At 54.9% G+C, this 18,626-nt stretch carries 10 protein-coding genes, 2 tRNA genes, 3 rRNA genes and 1 pseudogene; 12 read left to right on the top strand and 4 right to left on the bottom strand.

Translation table 11 applies throughout. The features are described from left to right. Nucleotides 1-10: 10 nt before the first annotated feature. The 9 genes from hemG (at nucleotide 11) to ACJ69_RS18245 (ending at nucleotide 9,113) form a co-directional block, all read left to right on the top strand. Nucleotides 11-556 carry a menaquinone-dependent protoporphyrinogen IX dehydrogenase gene (gene hemG, locus ACJ69_RS18200; RefSeq protein ID WP_029739672.1) on the top strand — a complete coding sequence of 182 codons (546 nt, stop codon included), beginning with the start codon at nucleotides 11-13 and terminating at the stop codon, nucleotides 554-556. 354 nt (nucleotides 557-910) lie between these two features. Beyond that, nucleotides 911-2,450: ribosomal RNA gene (locus tag ACJ69_RS18210) — 16S ribosomal RNA — on the top strand. A gap of 69 nt (nucleotides 2,451-2,519) precedes the next feature. Further along, nucleotides 2,520-2,596 (top strand) — tRNA-Ile (locus ACJ69_RS18215). 42 nt (nucleotides 2,597-2,638) lie between these two features. Next, nucleotides 2,639-2,714, top strand: a tRNA-Ala gene (locus ACJ69_RS18220). Nucleotides 2,715-2,895: 181 nt separating this feature from the next. After that, nucleotides 2,896-5,800 (top strand): 23S ribosomal RNA (locus ACJ69_RS18225). A gap of 76 nt (nucleotides 5,801-5,876) precedes the next feature. Next, a 5S ribosomal RNA gene (gene rrf / locus ACJ69_RS18230) occupies nucleotides 5,877-5,992 on the top strand. Together the 16S, 23S and 5S rRNA genes with 2 tRNA genes alongside form the textbook arrangement of a ribosomal RNA operon. Before the next feature lie 124 nt (nucleotides 5,993-6,116). Next, the gene (gene murB / locus ACJ69_RS18235; protein ID WP_054830385.1) at nucleotides 6,117-7,145 is read left to right on the top strand and encodes a UDP-N-acetylmuramate dehydrogenase; all 1,029 of its coding nucleotides are present in this window, start codon (nucleotides 6,117-6,119) and stop codon (nucleotides 7,143-7,145) included. Further along, nucleotides 7,142-8,104: a bifunctional biotin--[acetyl-CoA-carboxylase] ligase/biotin operon repressor BirA gene (gene birA / locus ACJ69_RS18240; RefSeq protein WP_059347459.1), complete on the top strand. Its 963-nt coding sequence runs from the start codon at nucleotides 7,142-7,144 to the stop codon at nucleotides 8,102-8,104. Before murB ends, birA begins: the two co-directional genes overlap by 4 nt. A gap of 16 nt (nucleotides 8,105-8,120) precedes the next feature. Next, a complete protein-coding gene (locus ACJ69_RS18245) occupies nucleotides 8,121-9,113 on the top strand; it encodes a glycosyl hydrolase family 8 (RefSeq protein WP_059347461.1) in 993 nt (330 codons plus the stop codon). 48 nt (nucleotides 9,114-9,161) lie between these two features. Here the strand turns inward: ACJ69_RS18245 and bcsG are convergent, their stop codons facing one another. The 4 genes and pseudogenes from bcsG to ACJ69_RS18265 all read right to left on the bottom strand — a co-directional run bounded on the left by bcsG (nucleotide 9,162) and on the right by ACJ69_RS18265 (nucleotide 12,742). Next, a complete protein-coding gene (gene bcsG / locus ACJ69_RS18250) occupies nucleotides 9,162-10,841 on the bottom strand; it encodes a cellulose biosynthesis protein BcsG (protein ID WP_029740465.1) in 1,680 nt (559 codons plus the stop codon). Continuing rightward, nucleotides 10,834-11,031 carry a cellulose biosynthesis protein BcsF gene (gene bcsF / locus ACJ69_RS18255; protein WP_024908822.1) on the bottom strand — a complete coding sequence of 66 codons (198 nt, stop codon included), beginning with the start codon at nucleotides 11,029-11,031 and terminating at the stop codon, nucleotides 10,834-10,836. The genes bcsG and bcsF overlap by 8 nt, the downstream gene beginning before the upstream one ends. Beyond that, nucleotides 11,025-12,029, bottom strand: a pseudogene (gene bcsE / locus ACJ69_RS18260) (cellulose biosynthesis protein BcsE); the annotation flags it as partial. The gene bcsF and the pseudogene bcsE, both read right to left, overlap by 7 nt. A gap of 15 nt (nucleotides 12,030-12,044) precedes the next feature. Then, nucleotides 12,045-12,742 (bottom strand): IS1-like element IS1A family transposase gene (locus ACJ69_RS18265; protein WP_103215986.1). Its coding sequence is split into 2 segments (ribosomal slippage): nucleotides 12,045-12,493 and nucleotides 12,493-12,742, totalling 699 coding nucleotides; the frame shifts between segments, so codons are not numbered across the junction. Between the two features lie 86 nt (nucleotides 12,743-12,828). Here ACJ69_RS18265 and bcsQ point away from each other — a divergent pair. Genes bcsQ through bcsB form a run of 3 tightly spaced genes read left to right on the top strand, consistent with a single transcriptional unit; the run spans nucleotide 12,829 to nucleotide 18,624 of the window. After that, entirely contained in the window at nucleotides 12,829-13,581 is a 753-nt protein-coding gene (bcsQ, locus tag ACJ69_RS18270; protein WP_029740463.1) for a cellulose biosynthesis protein BcsQ, read from the top strand. Beyond that, nucleotides 13,578-16,193 carry a UDP-forming cellulose synthase catalytic subunit gene (gene bcsA, locus ACJ69_RS18275; RefSeq protein WP_059347462.1) on the top strand — a complete coding sequence of 872 codons (2,616 nt, stop codon included), beginning with the start codon at nucleotides 13,578-13,580 and terminating at the stop codon, nucleotides 16,191-16,193. Before bcsQ ends, bcsA begins: the two co-directional genes overlap by 4 nt. A 10-nt stretch (nucleotides 16,194-16,203) precedes the next feature. After that, nucleotides 16,204-18,624 (top strand): cellulose biosynthesis cyclic di-GMP-binding regulatory protein BcsB, encoded by a 2,421-nt coding sequence (gene bcsB / locus ACJ69_RS18280; protein WP_059347464.1) that lies wholly within the window; start codon nucleotides 16,204-16,206, stop codon nucleotides 18,622-18,624. The last annotated feature ends 2 nt before the right edge of the window (nucleotides 18,625-18,626 follow it).

The following is an 18,626-nucleotide window of genomic DNA, read 5'->3' on the forward strand; positions in this document are numbered from 1 at the left end:
GGAGCCGTTGATGAAAACATTGATTCTTTTCTCTACGCGAGACGGGCAAACGCGTGAGATTGCCGCTTATCTGGCGTCGGAATTAAAAGAGCTGGGTATTTACTCTGATGTGGTGAACCTGAACCGTGCGGAGCAGATAGCCTGGCAGGAGTACGATCGCGTGGTGATTGGCGCGTCAATTCGTTACGGGCATTTCCATCCGGCGCTGGATCGCTTTGTGAAAAAGCACACGGCGGTGCTCAACAAATTGCCCGGTGCCTTTTACTCGGTCAACCTGGTCGCACGTAAAGCTGAGAAGCGTACGCCGCAGACCAACAGCTACACGCGCAAGTTTTTACTCAGCTCGCCGTGGCAGCCAGACCTGTGCGCCGTCTTTGCCGGCGCGCTGCGCTACCCTCGCTACCGCTGGTATGACCGCTTTATGATCCGCCTGATTATGAAGATGACCGGGGGTGAAACCGATACGCGTAAAGAAGTGGTTTATACCGACTGGTCGCAGGTGGCCAGTTTTGCGCGGGAAATCGCACATTTAACGGGCGATTCGCGACATAAATAAGCGTTAAGTTTGAAAAGTGAGCGAACGAAAAGTTTTTTGTATTTTATGCTTGTCACGTCGGAATAACTCCCTATAATGCGCCTCCACTGACACGGAACAACGGCACACACGCCGCCGGGTCAGCAGAGAAAAGCGAAAATAAACGCTTGACTCTGAAGCGGGAAAGCGTAATATGCACACCCCGCGCCGCAGCGAAAAGCGAAGCGGCACTGCTCTTTAACAATTTATCAGACAATCTGTGTGGGCACTCAAAGTGACATGGATTCTTAACGTCGCAAGACGAAAAATGAATACCAAGTCTCTGAGTGAACATACGTAATTCATTACGAAGTTTAATTCACGAGCATCAAACTTAAATTGAAGAGTTTGATCATGGCTCAGATTGAACGCTGGCGGCAGGCCTAACACATGCAAGTCGAGCGGTAACACAGGGAGCTTGCTCCTGGGTGACGAGCGGCGGACGGGTGAGTAATGTCTGGGAAACTGCCTGATGGAGGGGGATAACTACTGGAAACGGTAGCTAATACCGCATAACGTCGCAAGACCAAAGAGGGGGACCTTCGGGCCTCTTGCCATCAGATGTGCCCAGATGGGATTAGCTAGTAGGTGGGGTAACGGCTCACCTAGGCGACGATCCCTAGCTGGTCTGAGAGGATGACCAGCCACACTGGAACTGAGACACGGTCCAGACTCCTACGGGAGGCAGCAGTGGGGAATATTGCACAATGGGCGCAAGCCTGATGCAGCCATGCCGCGTGTATGAAGAAGGCCTTCGGGTTGTAAAGTACTTTCAGCGGGGAGGAAGGTGTTGAGGTTAATAACCTCAGCAATTGACGTTACCCGCAGAAGAAGCACCGGCTAACTCCGTGCCAGCAGCCGCGGTAATACGGAGGGTGCAAGCGTTAATCGGAATTACTGGGCGTAAAGCGCACGCAGGCGGTCTGTCAAGTCGGATGTGAAATCCCCGGGCTCAACCTGGGAACTGCATTCGAAACTGGCAGGCTAGAGTCTTGTAGAGGGGGGTAGAATTCCAGGTGTAGCGGTGAAATGCGTAGAGATCTGGAGGAATACCGGTGGCGAAGGCGGCCCCCTGGACAAAGACTGACGCTCAGGTGCGAAAGCGTGGGGAGCAAACAGGATTAGATACCCTGGTAGTCCACGCCGTAAACGATGTCGACTTGGAGGTTGTGCCCTTGAGGCGTGGCTTCCGGAGCTAACGCGTTAAGTCGACCGCCTGGGGAGTACGGCCGCAAGGTTAAAACTCAAATGAATTGACGGGGGCCCGCACAAGCGGTGGAGCATGTGGTTTAATTCGATGCAACGCGAAGAACCTTACCTACTCTTGACATCCAGAGAACTTAGCAGAGATGCTTTGGTGCCTTCGGGAACTCTGAGACAGGTGCTGCATGGCTGTCGTCAGCTCGTGTTGTGAAATGTTGGGTTAAGTCCCGCAACGAGCGCAACCCTTATCCTTTGTTGCCAGCGGTTCGGCCGGGAACTCAAAGGAGACTGCCAGTGATAAACTGGAGGAAGGTGGGGATGACGTCAAGTCATCATGGCCCTTACGAGTAGGGCTACACACGTGCTACAATGGCGCATACAAAGAGAAGCGACCTCGCGAGAGCAAGCGGACCTCATAAAGTGCGTCGTAGTCCGGATTGGAGTCTGCAACTCGACTCCATGAAGTCGGAATCGCTAGTAATCGTAGATCAGAATGCTACGGTGAATACGTTCCCGGGCCTTGTACACACCGCCCGTCACACCATGGGAGTGGGTTGCAAAAGAAGTAGGTAGCTTAACCTTCGGGAGGGCGCTTACCACTTTGTGATTCATGACTGGGGTGAAGTCGTAACAAGGTAACCGTAGGGGAACCTGCGGTTGGATCACCTCCTTACCTTAAAGAACCTGCCTTTGCAGTGCTCACACAAATTGTCTGATGAAAAACAGCAGTAAAAATCTCTGCAGGCTTGTAGCTCAGGTGGTTAGAGCGCACCCCTGATAAGGGTGAGGTCGGTGGTTCAAGTCCACTCAGGCCTACCAAACTCCTTTTAAAGGATGAGCGGTACAGAGATTATAAACGATGGGGCTATAGCTCAGCTGGGAGAGCGCCTGCTTTGCACGCAGGAGGTCTGCGGTTCGATCCCGCATAGCTCCACCATCTTTTACTGCGAACACAAGAAAACTTCAGAGTGAACCTGAAAAGGTGCACTGCGAAGTTTTGCTCTTTAAAAATCTGGATCAAGCTGAAAATTGAAACGACACATCTTTAATGGTGTGTTCGAGTCTCTCAAATTTTCGCAAGTCGATGGTGAATCGAAAGAAACATCTTCGGGTTGTGAGGTTAAGCGACTAAGCGTACACGGTGGATGCCCTGGCAGTCAGAGGCGATGAAGGACGTGCTAATCTGCGAAAAGCGCCGGCGAGGTGATATGAACCTTTGACCCGGCGATGTCCGAATGGGGAAACCCAGTGTGATTCGTCACACTATCGTTAACTGAATACATAGGTTAACGAGGCGAACCGGGGGAACTGAAACATCTAAGTACCCCGAGGAAAAGAAATCAACCGAGATTCCCCCAGTAGCGGCGAGCGAACGGGGAGCAGCCCAGAGTCTGAATCAGCTTGTGTGTTAGTGGAACGGTCTGGAAAGTCCGGCGATACAGGGTGACAGCCCCGTACACGAAAGCACACAGGTTGTGAACTCGAAGAGTAGGGCGGGACACGTGGTATCCTGTCTGAATATGGGGGGACCATCCTCCAAGGCTAAATACTCCTGACTGACCGATAGTGAACCAGTACCGTGAGGGAAAGGCGAAAAGAACCCCGGCGAGGGGAGTGAAAAAGAACCTGAAACCGTGTACGTACAAGCAGTGGGAGCACCTTCGTGGTGTGACTGCGTACCTTTTGTATAATGGGTCAGCGACTTATATTCTGTAGCAAGGTTAACCGTATAGGGGAGCCGAAGGGAAACCGAGTCTTAACTGGGCGTTAAGTTGCAGGGTATAGACCCGAAACCCGGTGATCTAGCCATGGGCAGGTTGAAGGTTGGGTAACACTAACTGGAGGACCGAACCGACTAATGTTGAAAAATTAGCGGATGACTTGTGGCTGGGGGTGAAAGGCCAATCAAACCGGGAGATAGCTGGTTCTCCCCGAAAGCTATTTAGGTAGCGCCTCGTGAACTCATCTTCGGGGGTAGAGCACTGTTTCGGCTAGGGGGCCATCCCGGCTTACCAACCCGATGCAAACTACGAATACCGAAGAATGTTATCACGGGAGACACACGGCGGGTGCTAACGTCCGTCGTGAAGAGGGAAACAACCCAGACCGCCAGCTAAGGTCCCAAAGTCATGGTTAAGTGGGAAACGATGTGGGAAGGCACAGACAGCCAGGATGTTGGCTTAGAAGCAGCCATCATTTAAAGAAAGCGTAATAGCTCACTGGTCGAGTCGGCCTGCGCGGAAGATGTAACGGGGCTAAACCATGCACCGAAGCTGCGGCAGCGACGCTTATGCGTTGTTGGGTAGGGGAGCGTTCTGTAAGCCGTTGAAGGTGTGCTGTGAGGCATGCTGGAGGTATCAGAAGTGCGAATGCTGACATAAGTAACGATAAAGCGGGTGAAAAGCCCGCTCGCCGGAAGACCAAGGGTTCCTGTCCAACGTTAATCGGGGCAGGGTGAGTCGACCCCTAAGGCGAGGCCGAAAGGCGTAGTCGATGGGAAACAGGTTAATATTCCTGTACTTGGTGTTACTGCGAAGGGGGGACGGAGAAGGCTATGTTAGCCGGGCGACGGTTGTCCCGGTTTAAGCATGTAGGCGGAGGTTCCAGGTAAATCCGGTACCTTTTAACGCTGAGGTGTGATGACGAGGCACTACGGTGCTGAAGTAACAAATGCCCTGCTTCCAGGAAAAGCCTCTAAGCATCAGGTAACATCAAATCGTACCCCAAACCGACACAGGTGGTCAGGTAGAGAATACCAAGGCGCTTGAGAGAACTCGGGTGAAGGAACTAGGCAAAATGGTGCCGTAACTTCGGGAGAAGGCACGCTGATATGTAGGTGAAGCCCCTGCGGGTGGAGCTGAAATCAGTCGAAGATACCAGCTGGCTGCAACTGTTTATTAAAAACACAGCACTGTGCAAACACGAAAGTGGACGTATACGGTGTGACGCCTGCCCGGTGCCGGAAGGTTAATTGATGGGGTTAGCGGCAACGCGAAGCTCTTGATCGAAGCCCCGGTAAACGGCGGCCGTAACTATAACGGTCCTAAGGTAGCGAAATTCCTTGTCGGGTAAGTTCCGACCTGCACGAATGGCGTAATGATGGCCAGGCTGTCTCCACCCGAGACTCAGTGAAATTGAACTCGCTGTGAAGATGCAGTGTACCCGCGGCAAGACGGAAAGACCCCGTGAACCTTTACTATAGCTTGACACTGAACACTGGTCCTTGATGTGTAGGATAGGTGGGAGGCTTTGAAGCGTGGACGCCAGTCTGCGTGGAGCCGACCTTGAAATACCACCCTTTAATGGCTGGTGTTCTAACGTAGACCCGTAATCCGGGTTGCGGACAGTGTCTGGTGGGTAGTTTGACTGGGGCGGTCTCCTCCCAAAGAGTAACGGAGGAGCACGAAGGTTAGCTAATCCTGGTCGGACATCAGGAGGTTAGTGCAATGGCATAAGCTAGCTTGACTGCGAGAGTGACGGCTCGAGCAGGTGCGAAAGCAGGTCATAGTGATCCGGTGGTTCTGAATGGAAGGGCCATCGCTCAACGGATAAAAGGTACTCCGGGGATAACAGGCTGATACCGCCCAAGAGTTCATATCGACGGCGGTGTTTGGCACCTCGATGTCGGCTCATCACATCCTGGGGCTGAAGTAGGTCCCAAGGGTATGGCTGTTCGCCATTTAAAGTGGTACGCGAGCTGGGTTTAGAACGTCGTGAGACAGTTCGGTCCCTATCTGCCGTGGGCGCTGGAGAATTGAGGGGGGCTGCTCCTAGTACGAGAGGACCGGAGTGGACGCATCACTGGTGTTCGGGTTGTCATGCCAATGGCACTGCCCGGTAGCTAAATGCGGAAAAGATAAGTGCTGAAAGCATCTAAGCACGAAACTTGCCCCGAGATGAGTTCTCCCTGACCCTTTAAGGGTCCTGAAGGAACGTTGAAGACTACGACGTTGATAGGTCGGGTGTGTAAGCGCAGCGATGCGTTGAGCTAACCGATACTAATGAACCGTGAGGCTTAACCTTACAACGCCGAAGCTGTTTCGGCGGACGAGAGACAGACAATCAAATTTCAGCTTTGATACAGATTTAACAGAATTTGCCTGGCGGCTTTAGCGCGGTGGTCCCACCTGACCCCATGCCGAACTCAGAAGTGAAACGCCGTAGCGCCGATGGTAGTGTGGGGTCTCCCCATGTGAGAGTAGGGAACTGCCAGGCATCAAATAAGTGAAGAGGCCATCCGAAAGGATGGCCTTTTTGCGTTTATACGCTGCACAAACTAATCCCCCAACGCCCTGCTTATACGGTAAACTACCTGCGTTTTTGCATCAGGATAGCGTCTATGAACCACTCCCTTAAGCCCTGGAATACCTTTGGCATTCAACGCAATGCTAAACAAATTGTACGTACCGATACTGCACAGCAACTGCTGGATGCATGGCAAAGCGCAACAGAAAATAACGAACCCGTACTGATTCTGGGCGAAGGAAGTAATGTCCTGTTTCTCGATGATTTTGCGGGAACGGTGATCGTTAACCGCATCATGGGGATTGATGTTGAAGAGCGTGCCGATAGCTGGCACCTGCACGTGGGGGCTGGAGAAAACTGGCATCATCTGGTGCAATTCACCCTCGAAAAAGGGATGCCGGGTCTGGAAAACCTTGCGCTTATTCCAGGCTGCGCCGGATCGTCACCTATTCAAAACATCGGCGCCTACGGCATCGAACTGAAACATGTCTGTGAATATGTCGACTGCATCGAACTGGCGACCGGAACGGCTAAGCGTTTAACCGCAGGACAGTGTCGATTTGGCTATCGTGACAGTATCTTCAAACATGAATATCAGGACCGCTACGTGATTGTCGCCGTGGGTCTGCGCCTGTCGAAGAACTGGCAGCCGGTGCTGACCTACGGGGATTTAACGCGTCTCGATCCGGAAACCGTTACCGCACGCGACGTTTTTGACTCGGTTTGCCATATGCGGATGACCAAACTTCCCGATCCAAAAGTAAACGGAAACGCCGGCAGTTTCTTCAAAAATCCGGTTATCAGCAGCGAAAATGCAAAAGTCTTTCTTGAAGGATGGCCAGCCGCGCCACATTACCCTCAGGCGGATGGCAGCGTGAAGCTTGCCGCGGGATGGCTTATCGATCAATGCCAGCTAAAAGGCACTTCAGTAGGCGGTGCTTCTGTTCACCAGCAGCAGGCTCTGGTGCTGATTAATCAACGCGATGCGACCAGCGATGATGTTGTACAGCTGGCTCATTATGTTCGTCAGCGTGTGGGCGAAAAATTTAACGTCTGGCTGGAGCCAGAAGTTCGCTTCATTGGCTGCACAGGTGAAGTCAATGCCGTGGAGGCTATCGCGTGAAGGACAATACCATTCCCTTAACCCTGATTAGCATCCTTGCTGACGGTGAGTTTCATTCTGGCGAGCAGCTGGGTGAACAGCTTGGCATGAGCCGTGCTGCTATCAATAAACATATTCAGACGCTTCGCGACTGGGGTGTTGATGTGTTCACGGTTCCCGGAAAAGGCTACAGTCTGCCGGAGCCGATTCAATTGCTGAATGAAGAAAAGATCCGCAGCCAGATCGGACACGGCAATGTTGCGGTGCTGCCGGTGATTGATTCGACGAACCAGTATCTTCTGGATCGTCTGCCTGAGCTGACATCCGGCGATGCCTGCGTTGCTGAATATCAACAGGCCGGTCGCGGCCGTCGCGGTCGCAAATGGTTTTCGCCATTTGGCGCTAACCTCTATTTGTCCATGTACTGGCGACTCGATCAGGGCCCGGCCGCTGCTATTGGCCTGAGTCTGGTCATCGGCATCGTCATGGCGGAAGTGCTGCACGATCTGGGAGCGGATAAAGTACGTGTTAAGTGGCCTAATGACCTCTACCTCAACGATCGTAAACTTGCCGGTATTCTTGTCGAACTGACGGGAAAAACGGGCGATGCGGCACAGATCGTCATTGGGGCAGGCCTCAATATGGTGATGCGCAACGTACAAAATGATGTGGTGAATCAGGCCTGGACGAACCTCCAGGAGGCGGGGATCGTCATCGATCGTAACACCCTTGCCGTGCGTATGATTAAAGAGTTGCGCAGTTCACTCACGCTTTTTGAGCAGGAAGGGCTGGCACCGTTCCTGTCTCGTTGGGAAAAGCTGGATAACTTCATCAACCGCCCGGTGAAACTGCTGATTGGTGATAAAGAGATCTACGGGACTTCACGCGGTATTGACGCACAGGGCGCGCTGCTCCTGGAGCAGGACGGTGTGATAAAACCCTGGATGGGCGGTGAGATTTCACTGCGAAGTGCCGAATAACCGGATTGAGTTAATTATGCGAAAACCCGTCTGCGCGACGCTGGCCGTCATGATGAGTCTGCTGTTCTCGCCTCTCTCTCATGCGGATCGGGCCTGGGAGAGCTACAAGGCCCGCTTTTTCAAACCGGAAGGCCGCATTGTCGATACCGGCAATGGCGGCGTGTCGCATACGGAAGGCCAGGGTTTTGCCATGCTGATGGCGGTGGCCAACGACGATAAGGCCACGTTCGATAAGCTCTGGCAATGGACAGACAGTCAGCTGAAGAACAAAGAAAATGGTCTGTTTTACTGGCGCTATAATCCCGCAGAGTCCAACCCGGTCGCCGACAAAAACAACGCTGCCGATGGCGACGTGCTGATTGCCTGGGCGTTGCTGAAAGCCGACGCCCGCTGGCATGACAAACGCTACAGCGCCGCATCGGATGCAATTACAAAAGCACTGATTGACCATAGCGTGATCCGCTATGCCGGTTACCGCGTGATGCTGCCCGGCGTCCAGGGGTTTAAGCTTGAGGGTGAAGTGGTCCTTAATCCTTCCTATTTCGTGTTTCCGGCCTGGCAGGCCTTCTCCAGACGCAGTCATTTGCCGGTCTGGCGCGATTTGATTAAGGACGGGAAACGCCTGCTGGGGAAAATGGGTTCGGGTAAAGCGAATCTGCCCACTGACTGGGTTTCACTGGCATCAGGTGGCAAGCTGGCACCTGCTAAAGGCTGGCCGCCGCGAATGAGCTATGACGCGATTCGTGTTCCGCTGTACGTCGCCTGGTCTGATAAGCAAAGCCCGCTGCTGACGCCGTGGAAGGCCTGGTTCGGACAGTTTTCCCGGGAACAAACTCCCGCCTGGGTTAACGTCACGACCAACGAATATGCGCCCTACATGATGGAAGGCGGCCTGCTGGCTGTACGTGATTTCACGATGGGGCAGTCTTCCGGTGAACCCGAAATCACCTCTAAAGACGACTACTATTCGGCAAGTCTGAAAATGCTGGAGTGGATCGCCCAGCAATAATGTTGACATTGTCCCTCTCCCCGATGGGGAGAGGGACGTCATACCGTGTTACTGCGGATACGGTACCCAATCCCCGCCGTTCAGGCGAACGTAAGGTTTGTTTTGATATTGAATGACGACCGCGTTAGCGTTCTCGGAGACTTCTGCCGTTTGCGGCAGGTTGCTGGTGAGCTGATCCCAGTTCACGCTATCTTCCACAAACAGCTTCCCGTCAACGGCGCGGGCAACCAGCTCTGAGATTGCCAGATAGCTGGTTGGCTGTGTAATCTCAATCGGTGCGCCCTGATGCGGTGCCTTCATACCAAAGAATTTAATGCCTGCAGGCACGTTGGTAATGGACGGGCTTGGGATATCACGCAGACCCGACACCTGCATTCTGTCACCTTTCAGCGCTCCACCGTGCTCAGGCACCACAACCACCATCACTTTACGGCCCGATTTTTCCAGCTCCGTGAAGAACGCGTCCAGCTCGTCAAAGAACTTCTGAGCACGCACTTTATAATCAGCCGTTTTGCTCACGCCCGGGAAATGGTTACCGTCGTGGAGCGGCAGAGTGTTATAGAACGTCGCGCTGCGCGGATTACTGTCTTTTTCGATGGTCTGCAGCCAGCGTTGCAGGACGGCAGTATCGTCATAAACGGGCGAGCCGTCGAAGCCCAGCAGAGAGACGGGAAGACCGGTTTGATCCATCAGCGGTGCCTGCATGCCGCCCTGTTCGCGCACCTCTTTCAGGAAGTTACCGAACTGGCCGTTATGCCCCAGCATCAGATGCTGCGTAAAGCCCAGCTTTGCGAGGTTATCGAACAGATAACACTGGTTACCGGCGGGTTGATACAGGTTTTTATGCGATGTTTGACCGCAGCTTGCACGCAGCAGGCGGATCGCCGCCGGGCCGCTGTAAGAGGTAGCAGAGTTGAAATCTTTAAACTGAATATCGAAGTGTGACCACAGCGGATGAGACATCAAACCGGCGGCGTCCACGTCGGCCCAGGAGAGAGAGCAGATGTTGATCACCAGCAGTTCAAACGGCTGAGCATCCGCCGGCAGCGCATCCGGGAATTTAGTCTGTCGCTTGTCTTCCGCGGTATAGAAACTGGAGAGCCAGGCGTTCAGGTTGGTTGAGGTCGGCGGTGCGGTCTGGGTTGGGATATCGCCCACCACAGGCGTATCGCCTGCCGTTGTGACGGTTGCCGCCGCGCTTCCCCCTGTGGTGGTCACCGTGGTGGTCGGTTGACCGGCAGGCCACAGCGAAAAGTTCGGCCCAGCCAGCGTCAGCACGTTAAGCCAGATCATAATCGCGACCACAAACACCGTGACGCGGATCCACTGCGACAGGAACAGCCAGGCAACCAGCAGCACAAATACCGCGCCAATCATCTGCCAGTTAATAAAGCGCTCGGTCAGATCGAGGACATAGCTGGCGCTAAAGCCCGCCACCTGCGACCCCTGGCTCATAATGCTGTCCGGCCCCGGTAGCCAGGTATCATGCCAGAACAGCGCAAAGCCGACAGGTATAGCGACCCAGTGGCGCAAGCGATGTAGCCTGATATTCGGCAGCGGCATCAGCAGGAAGGCCATAAATACCAGGTTGAGAAGGGGATGGAAATTCAGATAGCCTGCCCACAGCAGACCAAACTTCACCAGAAAGTAGAAGTTCCAGCCGGAAAGGCCGCGCCAGTATTGCCAGAGCGGCGAGGGTGACGAAGCGGTATAGGTAGAATTAGTCATGTTTTCGGTCTGCCTTGACGTGTGATGCCCGTGTCAGTGTTCCGGCTGGTTTTACATAGCGAGGTTTAATAAACAGCACTCTGGCCGTATCACGGATACGGCGTATGGAATGGCGCGCATAGTAGCCAAGCGGGAAAAAGATCAGCGCACAGAATATAACCAGTTGAATGATATCGCTGATGTTCATGATGATGCGTTCTCCGCGTTGTCTGTTAATAAGCGAAGGGGTTCCGGAACCCGACGCCAGACGTGTCCATCATGCCTTGCATTGAGGATAGGTTTGGCATCGCTCTTAATTGCGAGCGGTTTGGCCCATTGTTCAGGCTGGAGCGCACGCATCTGCACCAGCTCCGCGCTAATCGTATTATCTTCGAACCAAATCATACGGTTCGAGAAAATATCCCCTGTAGGCAGGGGGAAGATGTGGTTAAGCGCCGTATCGAGATCGTTTACCCGGCAGAAGGACAAAAACAGCACCAGGCGATTGTCGCCAATGGTCATGATGTCCCCAGTACGGTTCGGGCGACATAAAGTGAGAGCCTGTTCAACGCGAATACCCGGTACAGGGCGCAGGGCAACCATGACCCCTTTTCCGTCAGCAGGAAGAAGCGTGTTGTTCATCATGTTGCCCACGGCGTCGCAGAAGGTATCCCATTTTTGGTACCCACGCAGCTTCATCGGCTGCGTCATGGAGAGCAGCGTGGAAATATCTTCCGGTACGTGGCGGCTAAACTGCTGGCCCTGAACGCTTTCGATAAGCGTCAGACAGCGTGACAACGGCGCATTCCATGGAATAACCATATTGGCACCGCAGCCCAGAAGCAGGCGCTCATCGGTGGCGCGCAGGCTGGTATTATTTTCGCGCACGATAATTTTCAACGCACTGCCGCGCTGGCGGCGTAAGGTGTGGATTTGCCGCGCCAGCGTCTCAATCTGGTTATTCTGCATCAGCGAGAAAATAAGGGTTGCCGCCTGGGTTGTGCGGGCTTCATGGAAAAGGGCTTCGTTAGAATCAAACAGCGTCCAGTTTTCCGACAGGGCGGGTGCCCCCTCTAAAACCGCGATATGGCTCAGGATGCGTTTTTCATCACTGCGCGGTTGCACCACGGTTTCTTCCTGCTGCGCCAGGTGCCACTCGCCCTCGACATGTTTCAGCGTAAGCTGTTGCCTGGCGCTCACGCCTTTTTCGGTAATGACTCCAAATTATTGATAGTGTTTTATGTTCAGATAATGCCCGATGACTTTATCATGCAGCTCCACCGATTTTGAGAACGACAGCGACTTCCGTCCCAGCCGTGCCAGGTGCTGCCTCAGATTCAGGTTATGCCGCTCAATTCGCTGCGTATATCGCTTGCTGATTACGTGCAGCTTTCCCTTCAGGCGGGATTCATACAGCGGCCAGCCATCCGTCATCCATATCACCACGTCAAAGGGTGACAGCAGGCTCATAAGACGCCCCAGCGTCGCCATAGTGCGTTCACCGAATACGTGCGCAACAACCGTCTTCCGGAGCCTGTCATACGCGTAAAACAGCCAGCGCTGGCGCGATTTAGCCCCGACGTAGCCCCACTGTTCGTCCATTTCCGCGCAGACGATGACGTCACTGCCCGGCTGTATGCGCGAGGTTACCGACTGCGGCCTGAGTTTTTTAAGTGACGTAAAATCGTGTTGAGGCCAACGCCCATAATGCGGGCGGTTGCCCGGCATCCAACGCCATTCATGGCCATATCAATGATTTTCTGGTGCGTACCGGGTTGAGAGGCGGTGTATGTGAACTGTAACTGCCATGTTTTACGGCAGTGAGAGCAGAGATAGCGCTGATGTCCGGCAGTACTTTTACCGTTACGCACCACCCCGTCAGTAGCTGAACAGGAGGGACAGCTGATAGAAACAGAAGCCACTGGAGCACCTCAAAAACACCATCATACACTAAATCAGTAAGTTGGCAGCATCACCAATTCGCCCATCAACAATAAGGGAGCCATTGATGGCCATACTCGGATTACAGGGTGTCCGTGGCGGTGTGGGTACCACATCAGTTACCGCGGCGCTGGCGTGGTCATTACAGCTTTTAGGTGAATCGGTGCTGGTTATTGACGCCTGCGCCGATAATTTGTTGCGTATGTCGTTTAACGTCGACTTTTCTCGTGAAGAGGGCTGGGCCCGGGCACTGCTTGATGATAAAGACTGGCAGGATGCAGGGATGCGCTATACCTCCCAGCTTGATCTGCTGCCGTTTGGGCAACTGAGCACCACGGAACGCGAGAATGAAGCCGCGTATCAGCGCTTGTTTTCACAGTTCACGCTGGCGCTGCAAACCCTGAAAGAAAAGGGGCACTACAAGTGGATCCTACTGGATCTGCCGCACGGCGCCGGCACGCTGACCCGACAGCTTATCGCCCAGTGCGATCATATACTTTCCATCGTCAACGTCGATGCGAACTGCCATATCCGCCTGCATCAGCAGGGGCTGCCTCAGAACGCTCACCTTCTGATTAACGATTTGCGCATTGGCAGCCAGATTCAGGACGATCTGTATCAGGTCTGGCTGCAAAGCCAGCGCCGTCTGCTTCCCATTGTCATCCATCGTGATGAGGGAATGGCGGAATGCCTTGCGTCTAAGCAACCGCTCGGCGAATACCGCAGCGATTCACTGGCGGCAGAAGAGATCCTGACGCTGGCTAACTGGTGTCTGCTGAACTTCGCCAACAGGGCGGAGCATGCAGGGAGTTCTGTATGAGTCGTCTCGCCAGCTGGTTACTCATCCCACCGGTCAGTTCGCGTTTGAGCGAACATTACCGGCATTTCCGCCGACACGGTGCTTCGGCATTTAGCGCCGCGCTCGGCTGTTTCTGGATGATTCTGGCCTGGATGTTTATTCCCCTCGAACACCCGCGCTGGCAGCGCATACGTGCCCGGCACAGTGAGCTATATCCGCACATTAATCCCAACCGACCGCGTCCTTTGGATCCGGCACGCTATCTCATTCAAGCCATCTGGCTGGTGGTCACGTCATCCCGCTCAGAGAAAATAACGCCGCACTGGCGCAGCTTCTCCCGCGTGCAGCAGTTACGTGAGCGCTACCACCAGTGGCTGGACAGGCTGCCCAACAGCGTAAGCGATAAGACCAGCCATCTGGATAACCACAAAGAGCTCGGGCATCTCCACCCGGGCCTGCGGCGCTTTATCCTCGGCGTGATCGTCGTGTTCTCGCTCATTCTGGCGCTGGTCTGTATTACGCAACCTTTCAACCCTCTGGCGCAGTTCACCTTCCTGATCCTGCTGTGGGGCGTGGCGCTGCTGGTCCGCCGTATTCCGGGCCGCTTCTCGGCGCTGATGCTGATTGTGTTGTCGTTGACCGTCTCCTGTCGCTACATCTGGTGGCGTTATACCTCAACCCTGAACTGGGACGACCCGGTCAGCCTGGTGTGCGGCCTGGTGCTGCTGTTTGCCGAAACCTACGCCTGGATCGTACTGGTGCTGGGCTATTTCCAGGTTATTTGGCCGCTCAACCGCCAGCCGGTTCCGCTGCCAAAAGACACCGCGCAGTGGCCGTCTGTTGATCTCTTTGTACCGACCTACAACGAAGATTTGAGCGTGGTGAAAAATACCATTTATGCCGCGCTGGGCATCGACTGGCCGAAAGACAAGCTTAAGGTCTGGATCCTGGATGACGGCAACCGTCCGGCGTTCCGCCAGTTCGCAGAAGAGGTTGGCGTCGAGTACATCGCCCGTCCGACTCACGAGCATGCGAAAGCCGGGAACATCAACAACGCGTTGAAGTATGCCACAGGGGAGTTTGTCTCGATCTTTGACTGTGACCACGTGCCGACGCGCTCGTTCCTGCAGATGACCATGGGCTGGTTCCTGAAGGAGAAAGAGCTGGCGATGATGCAGACGCCGCACCACTTCTTCTCGCCGGATCCGTTTGAACGTAACCTTGGCCGCTTCCGCAAAACCCCGAACGAAGGCACCCTGTTCTATGGCCTGGTGCAGGACGGGAACGACATGTGGGATGCCACCTTCTTCTGCGGCTCGTGTGCGGTTATCCGCCGTAAGCCGCTGGATGAAATTGGCGGTATTGCCGTCGAAACGGTCACTGAAGATGCGCACACCTCTTTGCGCCTGCACCGTCGTGGCTATACCTCGGCGTATATGCGTATTCCGCAGGCCGCCGGTCTGGCAACGGAGTCACTGTCGGCGCACATTGGCCAGCGTATTCGCTGGGCGCGCGGCATGGTGCAGATTTTCCGTCTCGATAACCCACTGATTGGGAAAGGGCTCAAGCTGGCGCAACGTCTCTGCTACGTCAACGCCATGTTCCACTTCTTATCCGGTATCCCGCGGCTGATCTTCCTGACGGCGCCGCTGGCGTTCCTGCTCCTTCACGCTTATATCATTTACGCCCCGGCGCTGATGATTGCGCTGTTTGTTCTGCCGCACATGATCCACGCGAGCCTGACGAACTCGAAGATACAGGGTAAATACCGCCATTCCTTCTGGAGTGAAATCTACGAAACGGTGCTGGCCTGGTATATCGCGCCGCCGACGATGGTGGCGCTGATTAACCCGCACAAAGGGAAATTTAACGTCACCGCCAAGGGCGGCCTGGTGGAAGAAGAGTACGTCGACTGGGTGATCTCCCGTCCGTATATCTTACTGGTATTGCTGAATATCGTTGGCGTCATCGCCGGTATCTGGCGTTACTTCTACGGCCCGGAAAACGAAATCCTGACCGTCTTTGTGAGTATGGCCTGGGTCTTCTACAACCTGATTATCCTCGGCGGCGCGGTAGCGGTGTCGGTGGAGAGTAAACAGGTTCGCCGTGCGCATCGCGTTGAAATCTGCATGCCTGCGGCGATCGCCCGTGAAGATGGCCACCTCTTCTCCTGTACAGTGCACGACTTCTCTGACGGTGGTCTGGGGATCAAAATCAACGGCCAGGCGAAGGTGCTGGAAGGCCAGAAAGTTAACCTGCTGCTTAAGCGCGGTCAGCAGGAGTATGTCTTCCCGACGCAGGTTGTTCGAGTGGCGGGCAATGAAGTCGGTTTGCAGCTGATGCCGTTGACCAAAAAGCAACATATCGATTTTGTGCAGTGTACGTTTGCCCGCGCGGACACGTGGGCTCTCTGGCAGGACAGCTTCCCGGAAGATAAACCTCTGGAAAGCCTGCTGGATATTCTGAAGCTGGGGTTCCGTGGCTATCGTCACCTTGCAGAATTCGCCCCGTCGTCGGTGAAATTAATTTTCCGGTCACTTACTTCGCTGGTTTCCTGGGTCGTGTCGTTCATTCCTCGTCGTCCTGAGCGGGATGAGGCGAAGCAGGCGGACCCGGTTATGGCTCAACAATGATGATAACGCGATGAAAACAAAACTTTCCTGGTTATGTGCAGTGGCAATGGGGATGAATGTCCTCCCCGCAACAATGGCTAACGCAGCTCCTGGTAACGCAGCGGCAACGCCTGCGCCAACGGTACCTGTCGTCGCGCAGGCAACCGATCCGGTTGTCACCGCGGCACCCGGTCAAACAGAAAATATCACGCCGAACCAGCCAACGGAGGGGAACACCCTGCCGGCAGACGGCCAGGTCATCGGGCAGGTGATGCCGGGCGTCCGGGGGGCGAATGCGCCCGTCGTTGCGGACAATGCGCCGTCGCGGGACGTGAAGCTGACCTTCGCGCAAATTGCACCACCTCCGGGCAGTATGGTGCTGCGCGGCATCAACCCTAACGGCGGCATCGAGTTTGGCATGCGCAGCGATGAGGTCGTTTCGAATGCGGTGCTGAACCTGGAATACACGCCGTCGCCATCTCTGCTGCCGACGCAGTCTCAGCTGAAGGTCTACCTGAATGATGAGCTGATGGACGTACTGCCGGTCACCAAAGAGCAGCTGGGCAAGAAAACCCAGGCGCAGGTGCCGATCAATCCGCTGTTCATCACCGACTTTAACCGTATCCGTCTGGAATTTGTCGGTCACTACCGCGATGTCTGCGAAAACCCGGCCAGCAACACGCTGTGGATGGACGTCGGACGTAACTCCTCGCTGCAGATGACCTACCAGTCGCTGGCGCTGAAAAACGATCTCTCGGCATTCCCGGTTCCGTTCTTCGATCCGCGTGATAACCGTCCGCTCACGCTGCCGATGGTGTTTGCATCATCCCCGGACGTGACCGAGCAGCTGGCGGCCACCATTGTGGCGTCCTGGTTTGGTTCACGTGCTGGCTGGCGTGGACAGAGCTTCCCGGCGATGTATGACAAACTGCCGGACAGAAATGCCATTGTGTTTGCGACCAACGCGAAACGCCCGGGCTTCCTGCGCGATCATCCGGACGTCAAAGCGCCGACCGTTGAGATGATAAGCCACCCGGAAAACCCGTACGTGAAGCTGCTGGTGGTCTTTGGCCGCGACGATAAAGATCTGGTGCAGGCCGCAAAAGCGATTGCCCAGGGCAACGTCCTTTTCCGCGGTGACAGCGTGGTGGTGGATGAGGTCAAACCGCTGCTGGCGCGTAAACCTTATGATGCGCCAAACTGGGTGCGTACCGACCGTGCGGTGACATTTGGCGAGCTGAAAACCTATGAAGAACAGCTGCAGGCGACGGGGCTTGAGCCAGCGCCGATTAGCCTGTCACTGAATCTGCCGCCGGATCTGTATCTGCTGCGCACCAACGGCATTGATATCAACCTGAACTACCGTTATACCGCGCCAGCGACCAAAGACAGCTCGCGCATGGATATCAGCCTGAACAACCAGTTCCTGCAATCGTTCAGCCTGCAAAGCACGCAGGATACTAACCGCCTGATGCTTCGCCTGCCGGTGTTGCAGGGGCTGCTGGACGGTAAAACGGATGTCTCCATCCCGGCACTGAAGCTCGGCGCGATAAACCAGCTGCGCTTTGACTTCCAGTACATGAACCCGATGCCTGGCGGCTCGGCGGAAAACTGCATCACCTTCCAGCCCGTACAGAACCACGTTGTGATTGGCGATGAGTCGACCATCGACTTCTCGAAGTACTATCACTTCCTGGCGATGCCGGATCTGCGCGCCTTTGCTAACGCGGGCTTCCCGTTCAGCCGCATGGCCGATCTCTCTGAGTCCATCGTTGTGATGCCAAAAGCGCCAAGCGAAGGGCAGGTCACGACCCTCCTGGATACCATGGCGACCGTTGGGGGACAGACGGGATTACCGGCGATTAACGTCACGTTGACGGATGATGGCAGCCAGATCCAGAACAAAGATGCTGACATCATGGTGATCGGCACTATTCCGGATAAGCTGAAGGATGACAAACGTATCGATCTGCTGGTGAAAGCGGCCCAGTCCTGGGTTAACACGCCGCTGCGCCAGACCGAGTTCCCAAGCATTATGCCGGATGTGAACGACCGTCAGGCCAGCGCGCAGACGACCGTAACGTCTCAGGGGGCAATGGCTGCGGTGGTGGGCTTCCAGTCACCTTACAACGAACAGCGTAGCGTGGTGGCTCTCCTGGCGGACAGCCCGCGCGGGTATGAACTGCTCAATACGGCCATGAACGACAGCGGTAAACGTGCCGCGATGTTTGGTTCCGTTTCGGTGATACGTGAGTCCGGCGTCAACAGCCTGCGCGTGGGCGATGTGTACTACGTAGGCCATCTGCCGTGGTTCGAACGACTGTGGTATGCGCTGGCTAACCATCCGGTTCTGCTCGCCATCCTGGCGGCGGTCAGCGTGGTCTTGCTGGCATGGGTGCTGTGGCGTCTGCTGCGTATCATCAGCCGTCGTCGCCTGAACCCGGATGAGTAAGA

It is taken from the genome of Enterobacter asburiae (assembly GCF_001521715.1).
GTDB lineage: Bacteria > Pseudomonadota > Gammaproteobacteria > Enterobacterales > Enterobacteriaceae > Enterobacter > Enterobacter asburiae.